General features: G+C 57.2%; 11 protein-coding genes, 4 tRNA genes and 1 riboswitch. Of the genes, 11 read left to right on the top strand and 4 right to left on the bottom strand.

What is annotated here, in order from left to right; genetic code table 11:
* Positions 1 to 29 precede the first annotated feature (29 nt).
* Complete coding sequence (locus JFT66_RS28775) at positions 30 to 320, top strand: hypothetical protein (RefSeq protein WP_003214319.1); 291 nt, start codon at positions 30 to 32, stop codon at positions 318 to 320.
* Between the two features lie 11 nt (positions 321 to 331).
* Complete coding sequence (gene astE / locus JFT66_RS28770) at positions 332 to 1,336, top strand: succinylglutamate desuccinylase (protein ID WP_198860570.1); 1,005 nt, start codon at positions 332 to 334, stop codon at positions 1,334 to 1,336.
* 70 nt (positions 1,337 to 1,406) lie between these two features.
* Here the strand turns inward: astE and JFT66_RS28765 are convergent, their stop codons facing one another.
* Complete coding sequence (locus tag JFT66_RS28765; RefSeq protein WP_034119450.1) at positions 1,407 to 1,916, bottom strand: 6,7-dimethyl-8-ribityllumazine synthase; 510 nt, start codon at positions 1,914 to 1,916, stop codon at positions 1,407 to 1,409.
* A gap of 113 nt (positions 1,917 to 2,029) precedes the next feature.
* A riboswitch (FMN riboswitch) is annotated at positions 2,030 to 2,199 on the bottom strand.
* Between the two features lie 190 nt (positions 2,200 to 2,389).
* On the opposite strand from JFT66_RS28765, the gene ltaE reads away from it, so the two are divergent.
* The 8 genes from ltaE (at position 2,390) to mgtE (ending at position 10,138) form a co-directional block, all read left to right on the top strand.
* Entirely contained in the window at positions 2,390 to 3,394 is a 1,005-nt protein-coding gene (ltaE, locus tag JFT66_RS28760; RefSeq protein ID WP_198860569.1) for a low-specificity L-threonine aldolase, read from the top strand.
* A 146-nt stretch (positions 3,395 to 3,540) separates the two neighbouring features.
* On the top strand, positions 3,541 to 6,159 hold the full coding sequence (alaS, locus tag JFT66_RS28755; RefSeq protein WP_198860568.1) for an alanine--tRNA ligase: 2,619 nt from the start codon (positions 3,541 to 3,543) through the stop codon (positions 6,157 to 6,159).
* Between the two features lie 95 nt (positions 6,160 to 6,254).
* Positions 6,255 to 7,496 (top strand): aspartate kinase, encoded by a 1,242-nt coding sequence (locus JFT66_RS28750; RefSeq protein ID WP_034119453.1) that lies wholly within the window; start codon positions 6,255 to 6,257, stop codon positions 7,494 to 7,496.
* Between the two features lie 175 nt (positions 7,497 to 7,671).
* Positions 7,672 to 7,860: a carbon storage regulator CsrA gene (gene csrA / locus JFT66_RS28745; RefSeq protein ID WP_003175645.1), complete on the top strand. Its 189-nt coding sequence runs from the start codon at positions 7,672 to 7,674 to the stop codon at positions 7,858 to 7,860.
* A 62-nt stretch (positions 7,861 to 7,922) separates the two neighbouring features.
* A tRNA-Ser gene (locus JFT66_RS28740) sits at positions 7,923 to 8,013 on the top strand.
* A gap of 108 nt (positions 8,014 to 8,121) precedes the next feature.
* A tRNA-Arg gene (locus tag JFT66_RS28735) sits at positions 8,122 to 8,198 on the top strand.
* 72 nt (positions 8,199 to 8,270) lie between these two features.
* Positions 8,271 to 8,347 (top strand) — tRNA-Arg (locus JFT66_RS28730).
* A 348-nt stretch (positions 8,348 to 8,695) separates the two neighbouring features.
* Complete coding sequence (mgtE, locus tag JFT66_RS28725; protein ID WP_034119454.1) at positions 8,696 to 10,138, top strand: magnesium transporter; 1,443 nt, start codon at positions 8,696 to 8,698, stop codon at positions 10,136 to 10,138.
* Between the two features lie 99 nt (positions 10,139 to 10,237).
* Here mgtE and JFT66_RS28720 read toward each other — a convergent pair whose 3' ends face one another.
* From JFT66_RS28720 to JFT66_RS28710, 3 genes are all read right to left on the bottom strand, one after another.
* Positions 10,238 to 10,564 (bottom strand): Arc family DNA-binding protein, encoded by a 327-nt coding sequence (locus tag JFT66_RS28720; protein WP_003193592.1) that lies wholly within the window; start codon positions 10,562 to 10,564, stop codon positions 10,238 to 10,240.
* A 381-nt stretch (positions 10,565 to 10,945) separates the two neighbouring features.
* The gene (locus tag JFT66_RS28715; RefSeq protein WP_198860567.1) at positions 10,946 to 11,125 is read right to left on the bottom strand and encodes a PA3371 family protein; all 180 of its coding nucleotides are present in this window, start codon (positions 11,123 to 11,125) and stop codon (positions 10,946 to 10,948) included.
* Between the two features lie 11 nt (positions 11,126 to 11,136).
* Positions 11,137 to 11,364: a hypothetical protein gene (locus JFT66_RS28710; protein ID WP_153839979.1), complete on the bottom strand. Its 228-nt coding sequence runs from the start codon at positions 11,362 to 11,364 to the stop codon at positions 11,137 to 11,139.
* A gap of 325 nt (positions 11,365 to 11,689) precedes the next feature.
* Here JFT66_RS28710 and JFT66_RS28705 point away from each other — a divergent pair.
* Positions 11,690 to 11,766: transfer RNA gene (locus JFT66_RS28705), tRNA-Arg, on the top strand.
* Positions 11,767 to 12,167: the final 401 nt, after the last annotated feature.

Raw genomic sequence — 12,167 nt, 5'->3', positions numbered from 1 at the left:
TTTTACACCCTATGGCTGAGAGTTATTTTATGACCACCGACACCCTGAAACTGATCCTTGAAGACACCGACGGTACCCAGCTGGAAACTTCCTGCACTCGCGTTGCCGTGGTCTGGCAGGGCAAGGAGATCTGGATCCAGCACGACGGCCGTGGCCAGCTGCTGATCGGTGTGGATGTGGAAGAGGGCGATGCTGAATACGCCAACCTGCTGATGCGCCCATTGGCGACCAACCTGATGAGCCTGCAACTGGAAATGGAGCCGGCCGACGTTGAAGGTGATGACGACGATCACGTCCATGGCCCTGGCTGCAACCACTAAGGAAGCTGCTTATGCTCGCCCTCGGCAAACTGCTTGAACTGACCCTCGCCGGTCGCGAACCGGCGCAAAAAATTCAACTGACTGTCGACGGCGTGCAGATGCGCTGGCTCAGCGAGGGTGCGCTTGAAGTGCGCCCTCCTGAGGCTCGGGACAACGGCAGCGACCTGCTGCTGTCGTCCGGCATCCATGGCAATGAAACCGCGCCGATCGAACTGCTCGACCGCCTGTTGCATGGCATCGCACGCGGTGAGATCAAGCCCCGTACCCGTATTCTGTTCCTGTTCGGTAACCCCGAGGCCATGCGCCGCGGTGAGCGTTACCTCGAACTGGACATCAACCGGCTGTTCAATGGCCGGCATGAACAAAACATCGGCCCCGAAGCCATACGCGCTGCCGAGCTTGAACAGCTGGCCCGCAGCTTCTTCAGCCTACCTGGCCGCTCGCGCCTGCATTACGACCTGCATACCGCCATTCGCGGTTCGAAGATCGAGCAGTTTGCGCTGTACCCTTGGAAGGAGGGGCGCCAGCATTCGCGCCATGAGCTGGCGCGCTTGAACGCTGCCGGCATGCAAGCGGTGCTGCTGCAGAACAAAACCTCGATCACCTTCACCGCGTTTACCTACGAACAGCTGGAGGCGGAAGCTTTCACCCTCGAGTTGGGTAAGGCGCAGCCGTTCGGGCAGAACCAAGGCGTGGACGTGTCCCGCCTGGAAACACGCCTGAAGCAGATCATCGAGGGCAGCGAACCGGAAACTGAAAGCCTGGATGGCCTGCAACTGTTTGCCGTGTCTCGTGAGGTTATCAAGCACAGTGATGCCTTCCTGATGCACCTGCCCGCGGATGTGGAAAACTTTTCGGAGTTGGAAAAAGGTTATCTGCTGGCCGAAGATGTGGCCAAGTCGCGTTGGGTGATCGAGGAGGAGGGCGCGCGCATTATCTTCCCGAACCCGAAGGTCAAGAATGGCTTGCGGGCGGGGATATTGATTGTGCCGACCACGGAGGCCGGGCTGGCGTAGATCCGAGCCTTAACCGGATCCAAATGTGGGAGGGGGCAAGCCCCCTCCCACATTTGTTTTGCAGTGTTGCTTAAACCGCTACAGCCCGTGGCTCGCTACGGCGGATCGCGCGCACCTTATGCAGGGTGTCGGCGCACGTACGCGCAGCTTCCTGGCCCTTATGCACGAAGTGCTCGTAGAAGAACGTGGTGTGTTCGCTGCCGGCATGGAAGTGGTGCGGCGTCAGGGACACCGAGAACACCGGCACTTCAGTTTCCAGCTGCACCTGCATCAGGCCGCTGACCACCGATTGGGCGACGAACTCGTGACGGTAGATGCCGCCGTCCACCACCAGCGCGGCGGCCACGATGCCGGCGTAACGGCCGGTCTTGGCCAGCAGCTTGGCGTGCAGGGGCAGTTCAAAGGCGCCGCCGACTTCGAAGAAATCGATGTCCGATTCCTGGTAGCCCTGGGCGATCATTTCGGCGAGAAAGCCTTTGCGCGATTGGTCGACAATATCCTTGTGCCAGCAGGCCTGGACAAACGCGACGCGCTCGCCGTGATGGTTTTTGCTTTTGCTGTCGATTGCGGTGGGTTGCATGTTCTGACTCCTGTTTAAGAAAAAAACAGGGCGTTATGAATCGAATGGGATTTAAGGGTACGAAACGCTGTGTCATGCAAGCATGAACCCGGCGCGCGGCCCTTAGGTGCCAATCCCGTTCTCTCTTCATCCGGACTATGACCGTCGGCCCCGGGATCACACCGGGTCTGCTGACCTTGTCGCCGTCCCGCGTGAGCAGTTCGAGGCGCCAAGCGCTCGCGGGCTATGCACATTGCGTGCAATTACCGCCGGTGGGGAGTTACACCCCGCCCTGAGAACGTTGCCGCCAGAACCCTGGCGGCGGAGAGTTTTTAACATGGTTTTTCAAAAACTGCACGGTTGCCGTATCGATAACCTATATCGGTTTGTTTGGTTGGTATTCGATTGGATGTAGGTGGGGCTTGATATTCCGCGGCTTTGCCCGCAGTAATCACTCACAAAAGGACTTATCAACTTTGTTAGAGGCCCCCTTCATGACCGTGATCGACCTGCGCAGCGACACCGTGACACAACCTACCCCCGGCATGCTCGACGCGATGGCCAGTGCCGCCAGTGGTGATGACGTTTACGGGGAAGACCCCAGCGTCAACCGCCTGGAGGCCGAGCTGGCCAAGCGCCTGGGCTTTGCCGCCGCGTTGTTCGTGCCCACCGGCACCATGAGCAACCTGCTGGCGTTGATGGCTCACTGTGAGCGCGGCGAGGAATACATCGTCGGCCAACAGGCCCACACCTACAAATATGAAGGCGGCGGGGCGGCGGTGCTGGGGTCGATCCAGCCACAACCCCTGGAAGTACAGGCGGACGGCTCCCTCGACCTGAAGCAGGTGCTCGAAGCCATCAAGCCTGACGACTTCCACTTCGCCCGCACCCGCCTGCTGGCGCTGGAAAACACCATGCAAGGCAAAGTGCTGCCGCTGGATTACCTGGCGAACGCCCGTGCGTTCACCCGTGAGCACGGCCTGGCCCTGCACCTGGACGGCGCGCGGATCTACAACGCGGCAGTCAAGCTGGGTGTGGATGTGCGGGAGATTGCCCAGCATTTCGATTCGGTATCGGTGTGCCTGTCCAAGGGCCTCGGTGCGCCGGTCGGCTCGGTGTTATGCGGCTCTACGGCGCTGATCGCCAAGGCGCGGCGCCTGCGCAAGATGGTCGGCGGAGGCATGCGTCAGGCCGGCTCCCTGGCGGCGGCGGGCTTGTATGCCCTGGATCATCAGGTGCAGCGCTTGGCTGACGACCATGCCAACGCGCAATGGTTGGGGGATGAACTGCGCAAGGTCGGTTACACCGTGGAGCCGGTGCAGACCAATATGGTCTACGTGCAGATCGGTGACCAGGCGCAGGCCCTGAAAGCCTTTGCCGCCGAGCGCGGGGTCAAGTTGAGCGCTGCGCCGCGTCTGCGTATGGTCACCCACCTGGACGTCAGCCGGGCGCAGATCGAGCAAGTCGTGCAGACATTCGTCGAGTTTTCGCGAAAATGACAGTGCAGACCGTCTAATTGACTGTTTCTATCACATAAACACGCTGTACCACCGGCAAAGGGCCGATATAATGCGGCCCTTTGCCGTCGCTCCGTCTGATGATGTTGCGCACTGGCCTTTGGCCGCAGCCTCCGTGGAAGAACCTAATGAAAAGCGCAGAAATCCGTGAAGCCTTCCTTCGCTTCTTCGAAGAGCAAGGCCACACCCGTGTAGCCTCCAGCTCCTTGATCCCAGGCAATGACCCAACCCTGCTGTTCACTAACGCGGGGATGAACCAGTTCAAGGACTGCTTCCTGGGCCAGGAAAAGCGCGCCTACACCCGCGCAGTCAGTAGCCAGAAGTGCGTACGCGCCGGTGGTAAGCACAACGACTTGGAAAACGTCGGCTATACCGCCCGTCACCACACCTTTTTCGAAATGCTCGGCAACTTCAGCTTTGGCGATTATTTCAAGCAGGATGCGATCAACTTCGCCTGGACCTTCCTTACCGGCGTATTGAAGCTGCCTGAGGAAAAACTCTGGGTCACCGTCTACGCCAGCGATGACGAAGCCTACGAGATCTGGACCAAGCAGGTCGGTGTGCCGCCTGAGCGCATGGTGCGCATCGGCGATAACAAAGGCGCGCCGTACGCCTCCGACAACTTCTGGACCATGGGCGACACTGGCCCCTGCGGCCCTTGCACCGAGATCTTCTACGATCACGGCGCCGACATCTGGGGTGGCCCACCGGGCTCGCCGGAAGAAGACGGCGACCGCTACATCGAAATCTGGAACAACGTGTTCATGCAGTTCAACCGCACCGCCGATGGTGTGTTGCATCCGCTGCCGGCGCCGTCGGTAGACACGGGCATGGGCCTGGAGCGGATCAGTGCGGTGATGCAGCACGTGCATTCCAACTATGAAATCGACCTGTTCCAGAGCCTGCTGGCTGCCGCGGCCAAGGCCATCGGTTGTGCCAATGAGGATCAGGCGTCGCTCAAAGTGGTGGCTGACCACATCCGCTCTTGCGGTTTCCTGATTGCCGACGGCGTGCTGCCTTCCAATGAAGGCCGTGGCTACGTGCTGCGTCGCATCATCCGTCGCGCTTGCCGTCACGGTAACAAGCTGGGCGCCAATGGCAGCTTCTTCTACCAGATCGTTGCGGCCCTGGTCGCCGAGATGGGCGAAGCCTTCCCGGAACTCAAGCAGAACCAGGCGCACATCGAGCGCGTACTGAAAGCTGAAGAAGAGCAGTTCGCCAAGACTCTTGAACAAGGTCTGAAAATCCTCGAGCAAGACCTCGCCAACCTGCAGGGCACCGTGGTGCCGGGCGACGTGGTGTTCAAGCTCTACGATACCTACGGTTTCCCGATGGACCTGACCGGCGACATCGCCCGTGAGCGCAACCTGACCCTCGACGAGGAAGGTTTCGAGCGTGAGATGGAAGCCCAGCGTGTACGCGCGCGCTCCGCCAGCTCCTTCGGCATGGACTACAACAGCCTGGTCAAGGTTGACGTTGCCACTGAGTTCACCGGCTACAAGGCCACCAGCGGTACGGCTAAAGTGGTCGCCCTGTATAAAGACGGCCAGTCGGTCGACGTCTTGAATGAAGGCGATGATGGCGTGGTGGTGCTGGACCAGACCCCGTTCTACGCTGAGTCTGGCGGTCAGATTGGTGATTGCGGCTTCCTCAAGGCGACTTCCGGTCGTTTTGATGTGCGCGACACCACCAAGACCGGCGGCGCGTTTCTGCACCACGGTGTATTGGCCTCGGGTAGCCTGACCGTCGGCTCGCCGGTGGAAACCCAGGTAGACGCCGACGTGCGTCACGCCACCGCGCTGAACCACTCGGCCACCCACTTGCTGCACGCCGCGCTGCGCCAGGTACTGGGCGAGCACGTTCAGCAGAAGGGTTCGTTGGTCGACAGTCAGCGCCTGCGTTTTGACTTCAGTCACTTCGAAGCGATCAAGCCTGAGCAGATCAAGGCCCTGGAAGACATCGTCAACGCCGAGATTCGCAAGAACACTGCGGTGCAAACCGAAGAAACCGATATCGATACCGCCAAGTCCAAAGGCGCCATGGCACTGTTCGGTGAGAAATACGGCGACAGCGTGCGCGTACTGAGCATGGGCGGCGACTTCTCGGTGGAGCTGTGTGGTGGTATCCACGCCAACCGTACCGGCGACATCGCGCTGTTGAAAATCGTCAGCGAAGGTGGCGTGGCGTCCGGTGTGCGGCGTATCGAGGCGGTGACCGGTGCTGCTGCCCTGGCCTACCTCAATGCGGCTGAAGAACAACTCAAGGAAGCGGCCACCCTGGTCAAGGGCAGCCGCGACAACCTGATCGACAAGCTGTCCGCAGTGCTGGAGCGCAACCGCGCACTCGAGAAACAGTTGGAGCAGTTGCAGGCCAAGGCGGCCAGCGCTGCAGGTGACGACCTGTCGGCTTCGGCCGTGGACGTCAAGGACGTGAAAGTCCTGGCGGCGCGCCTGGACGGTCAGGATGGCAAGGCGCTGTTGGCCTTGGTCGATCAGTTGAAGAACAAGCTCGGCCGCGCAGTGATCCTGCTCGGCAGTGTCCATGAGGATAAGGTCGTTCTGGTTGCCGGTGTAACCAAGGACCTGACTGGCCAACTCAAAGCCGGTGATTTGATGAAGCAAGCCGCTGCGACAGTGGGCGGCAAGGGCGGTGGTCGTCCGGACATGGCGCAAGGCGGTGGTGTAGATGCCGGTGCCCTGAATGCGGCCCTGGCCTTGACCGTGCCGTTTGTCGAGGCAGGTATTTAAGGCACTGTTAATTAGCCCGTGGCCTGGTCACGGGCGGGTTCAGTGCGGGTTGATTGGATATTAGGCGCCCCTTTACGGGCTGAGGCGGCTTGGAAATGGCTTTGATCGTACAGAAATTTGGAGGCACCTCGGTCGGTTCTGTCGAAAGAATCGAGCAGGTCGCCGACAAGGTTAAGAAGTTCCGCGATGCCGGCGATGACCTGGTAGTGGTGCTGTCGGCCATGAGTGGCGAGACCAATCGCCTGATCGACCTGGCCAAAGCCATCAGTGGTGATCAACAGCCGCTGCCGCGTGAGTTGGATGTGATCGTGTCCACGGGCGAGCAGGTGACCATTGCGCTGTTGGCTATGGCGCTGAACAAGCGTGGTGTGCCTGCCGTGTCCTACACTGGTAGCCAAGTGCGCATTCTTACAGACAGCGCGCATACCAAGGCGCGCATCCTGCAAATTGATGATCAGAAAATTCGTACTGATCTGAAAGCAGGGCGCGTGGTAGTTGTAGCAGGCTTCCAGGGTGTGGACGAGCAGGGCAACATCACTACCCTCGGGCGTGGCGGATCGGACACCACCGGTGTCGCGCTGGCTGCAGCTCTCAAGGCGGATGAATGCCAGATCTACACCGATGTGGATGGCGTCTACACCACTGACCCACGCGTTGTGCCCGTGGCCCAACGCCTTGACAAGATTACCTTTGAAGAGATGCTGGAAATGGCCAGCCTCGGTTCGAAGGTGTTGCAGATCCGTGCGGTGGAATTCGCCGGCAAGTACAACGTTCCGCTGCGCGTATTGCACAGCTTCAAAGAGGGTCCGGGCACCCTCATTACTATTGATGAAGAGGAATCCATGGAACAGCCGATCATTTCCGGCATCGCGTTCAATCGTGATGAAGCCAAGCTGACCATCCGTGGCGTGCCAGACACCCCAGGCGTGGCCTTCAAGATTCTCGGGCCTGTCAGCGACGCGAACGTTGAAGTCGACATGATCGTGCAGAACGTTTCGCACGATAACACCACCGATTTCACCTTCACCGTGCATCGCAACGAGTACGATGCTGCTCACACGATCCTGGAGAACACCGCAAGCCAGATCGGTGCTCGCGAAGTGGTCGGCGATACCAAGATTGCCAAGGTGTCGATCGTGGGTGTAGGCATGCGTTCCCATGCAGGCGTTGCTAGCCGCATGTTCGGGGCCCTGGCCAAGGAAGGTATCAACATCCAGATGATTTCCACGTCGGAAATCAAAGTCTCGGTGGTGATCGAAGAGAAGTATCTGGAACTGGCTGTGCGCGCGCTGCATACCGCTTTCGAGCTGGACGCTCCGGCCCGACAGGGAGAGTGATGTGTTGCCAGGAAGGCGCGGTTTACCGCGCCTTTCATTTTTTTGTGGGGCGCATGTTCTTTTGCGTGGGCTCGACAATACTTAGGCGGGTAGAGCTACGACCTTTTGGTTGTAGGTCGAATGCCTTTTTTTTGCAGACTGTTGTTCCTGAACTGAAATGCGTGAGGAGAAAGGCATGCTGATTCTGACTCGTCGTTGCGCAGAAAGCCTGATTATCGGTGATGGCGAAATCACCGTGACCGTGCTCGGCGTCAAAGGCAATCAAGTGCGTATTGGGGTTAACGCTCCGAAAGAGGTAGCGGTCCACCGCGAGGAAATCTACCTGCGGATCAAGAAAGAGAAGGACGAAGAACCAAGCCTTTAATTTTTATCGTTTTTTATGTTTGCAAACGGGGATGAACGTGGTTAATATACGCCCCGTGTTGCGGAGAGCTGGCCGAGTGGCCGAAGGCGCTCCCCTGCTAAGGGAGTACACCTCAAAAGGGTGTCGGGGGTTCGAATCCCCCGTTCTCCGCCATTATTTGCTTAGTACGTTGCAATCTGGTTTTTTCGGTAAGTTGTTGAAAATACTCGAAAAAATAGCTTTACATAGAGATTGAACGGCCTATAATGCGCGGCAACAAATGCACTCGTAGCTCAGCTGGATAGAGTACTCGGCTACGAACCGAGCGGTCACAGGTTCGAATCCTGTCGAGTGCACCATTTAAGAGTTAGTTGCAGTGATGCAGGTAGCTCGGCTTCAACCAGTTGTGATCTGGTCTTAAAACACAATCTGCACTCGTAGCTCAGCTGGATAGAGTACTCGGCTACGAACCGAGCGGTCACAGGTTCGAATCCTGTCGAGTGCACCATACAAACAAAAAGCCCGCCTAGTGCGGGCTTTTTGCCGTCTGGGGTTTGTGTAGGCGTTATCCTGGGCTCGATCTTTTTCTCCCATTCATGTGTTTTCCCTTCCGGCTGTGTCGTCGCACTTCATAGATGTAGCCAATGCTGAGCTTTTGCACGCAAGCGCTTGTTCTTTCCAGTTTTTTAACGTTTAAAGCGTCCGGGCGGTGTATCATGCGCCCGTCAGCCCCGCCGGGGCTTATGGAATACCTCCATGGACTTACCCAGTAGTGACTCAGTACCCCGTTTTACCAATCATGAATTGACTGATTGATCCTTCCGGCGTGCCCCGCTGCTGGGAGTGGAGTTCGCCTATGACCGAAGTAGAAGTAAAGAAAACTCAAGAAAGCCTGCAGGATCGCCTGGCTCAAGTCATCGAGCTGCTGCAGCGCCAGCGCGTGGTCGAAGACCTCACGCATCGCCAGGACGGTCCGAACCACGACCGTGTTGAAAACCTGGTACACCGGCAAAACCTCGTCGAGTTGCAACGCAAGCTCGATGATCTGCACTCCGCCGACGTTGCTTATATCCTCGAAGCCTTGCCATTGGATGATCGACTGACCCTTTGGCAGTTGGTCAAGGCTGATCGCGACGGCGATATCCTTCTGGAAGTATCTGACTCCGTCCGTGAAACCCTGATCGCCGACATGGACGATCATGAGCTCCTGGCTGCCGCCAAGGAGATGGATGCAGACGAACTTGCCGACCTCGCCCCTGAGCTGCCCCGTGACGTTGTCCATGAGTTGATGGAGGCGCTCGACACGCAGCAGCGTGAGCGCGTGCGTTCGGCGCTGTCTTACGACGAGGATCAGGTTGGCGCGCTGATGGACTTCGAGATGGTTACCATCCGCGAAGACGTCAGCCTGGAAGTGGTACTGCGTTACCTGCGTCGCCTTAAAGAACTGCCGGGCCATACCGACAAGCTGTTTGTGGTCGACTACGAGGGTATTCTCAAGGGCGTTCTGCCGATCAAGCGCCTGCTGGTCAATGACCCCGATAAGAAAGTCGCAGATTTGATGGCCAGCGATACCGTCAGTTTCCACCCGGATGAAGATGCTTACGAAGCAGCGCAGGCGTTTGAGCGTTATGACTTGATCTCGGCACCGGTGGTCGACAAGAACGGTAAGCTGATAGGCCGTTTGACCATCGACGAAATGGTCGACTTGATTCGTGAGGAGAGTGAGACTGAAGTCCTCAACATGGCAGGTTTGCGTGAAGAGGAAGATATTTTTGCGTCGGTCTGGCGTTCTCTGCACAACCGTTGGGCCTGGCTGGCAATCAATCTGATCACTGCCTTCATCGCCTCGCGCGTGATCGGTCTGTTCGAAGGTTCTATCGAAAAACTGGTGGCGTTGGCGGCGCTTATGCCGATTGTCGCCGGTATCGGCGGCAACTCTGGTAACCAGACCATTACCATGATCGTGCGCGCGATGGCGCTGGATCAGGTGAGTACCGCCAATTCTTCGCGATTGTTGCGCAAAGAGTTGGCCGTGGGCCTGATCAACGGCCTGGTGTGGGGCGGCGTGATCGGTGTGGTGGCCTACTTGTTGTATGGTAGTTGGTCGCTGGGCGTGGTTATGACGGCTGCCATGACCCTCAATCTGCTATTGGCTGCCCTGATGGGGGTGCTGATCCCGATGACCCTGGCACGCCTTGGTCGCGATCCTGCCATGGGGGCCAGTGTGATGATCACAGCCATGACCGACAGTGGTGGTTTCTTCATCTTCCTGGGGTTGGCGACGATCTTCCTCCTGTAATCCCTTTCGGCGGGGGATCTCACCCCGCCATGTTTTCCTTTCCCAATCTTCAGACGAAAAAAAGCCAGCGTTATGCTGGCTTCGGCTTTCAATGGCAGATTAATTGGCTTCTGCGGCCGCCTCAACGTCGTGGGCGATAAGCGAGACGAGAGCATTTTGCTGGCGGTGAGAGAGCTGACGAAAACGCTGCAGCAGTTCGCGTTCGTGCAGTGACAGCTCGGGGCTGTCCAGGCGCATGCTCAACTCTTCACCCAAGGCGCCTTCCTGAATAAGGCTCTGTTCCAGGCGCGCGATGATTTCGGAGTTCATGCTGCGGTGATGATTGCGAGCCACCTCGGCAATGCGTTCCCGCATTCCGTCTGGCAGACGTACGACGAACTTGTCAGCCGTACGGCTGGAATAAATTGCCTGTTTCAATGGGCGCATATATTTAACCGGTTAGTTCAGGGGAGCGGTTTTTGGAATTGGCCGCAAGATGAGTGTTAAGACAAGGCTCACGACCAAAGTTCAACCCGAATTGCAAAGAGGTCGCATCATGCCTCAGATTTGACATTTGATTGGCGTCAATTCTGTGACAAATATTGAACCGCCTAGAGGCTTTATGCCAGTACTGATTTGCATTTTTGCGGACTGGTCGAAAAACTTTTCCCGCTGGGCCGCGGAACGTCGATCTACACGCAAGCCTGCGCTGCAACCGGGTTGAGGGGCACACATCCTGTAGCAATGTGGCCTTTTGCCCTCATTCTTAAGAGTAGTGGCAATTTGCTGATTTGCTTGCGTCAGGCGACATAAGGTAGGGGAGAGGTTTTAGCGAAGTACGGGATCGAATTTAATTTTGCGGCCCGCGATGAGCGTGAGCATTAGCAGGCCGCCAAACACAGCACTGACGATGAAGGCTGTGGTTTGAACCCTTTGGGAGGTAGTACCCAGGCCCAGGGATGCTGTCATGAGGGTCAGGCAAAGAAAAAGCCAGGCGGGTTTGGACATGAATAGCTCTCTTAGAAAACCCAATGCTCGGATGCGGGTGCAACTTGCGCGTCTTGGGCTACGCGAGTAGGTGACTGCGGCTTGGCGTTCAGCACTGCCAGTTGGGGGCGTTGTTGCAAGTGGTGTGGAACTGGCTGGTTGAGCTGTGCGGTATCTTCAGTATTGGTCGGTTGAAAATGAAACATTACCAGCGCGGTCAACGCCACAGCATTGAGGGTTAATAGAAGGGCGCTGTTCATGGTCATGTTCTCCGTGGTGCTTGGATCAGTTGGTTTTATAGAGATGATATTGCAGATGCCGTGCCAATCTATTGTTTCAATAAAATCAACGGGTTAGCTTTGTTTTGAGGTTCTTGTAGATTGCAGTTTGCAATGGTGGCATTTTGGCGGCAATGCAATTTGCACGATGGTGTCAAATGTCCGGATCTGCGGGGGGAGGTGGTGATTGTGTTCGCAGTGATTGGCCTACAACCAAAATGCCTAAGGACGACATGACAAAATCAGCCTTGGCCGTTAAGATGCACGCCGTCTATCGCTGGCCCATTCTGGTTGGTGGTTTTCATTTGTCCCAGTAGCTCAATTGGATAGAGCATCCCCCTCCTAAGGGGAAGGTTGGCCGTTCGAACCGGCCCTGGGACACCATCTTTGCTGGGCGCGTTGCTTGCCGTTATGCGCTCTATCTCAAAAGTCAGTCGCGATTTCTTCTTTCCTTGCTCTCCCAGGTCCGAATCGGTTTTTCTCGATTGTTGGGAGTTGTCGTGGTGCCGCTCTTTTGCGTGAGGATGATTCGGCGTCTTCGCGCTCTTGGTTGTAGAGGTTCTCCTATATATAGAAGAGGCGATACATGGGGTGCTTAGTAGCTCGAACACATCTGTCATCTTTTTTTGATTTTTGGGCTTGACGCTGCTGCCAATACCTGTAGAATTCGCCTCCCGCTGACGAGAGATCTGAAGCGCAAGTGGTTGAAGTTGTTGAAGAAATCTTCGAAAGCTTCTGAAAATAATCACTTGACAGCAAATGAGGCTGCTGTAGAATGCGCGCCT

The organism is Pseudomonas sp. MF6755 (genome assembly GCF_016405635.1).
Taxonomy (GTDB): domain Bacteria; phylum Pseudomonadota; class Gammaproteobacteria; order Pseudomonadales; family Pseudomonadaceae; genus Aquipseudomonas; species Aquipseudomonas haemolytica.
The sequence above is the reverse complement of the archived record's forward strand: the minus strand, read 5'-3'. Positions and strand labels throughout refer to the sequence as shown.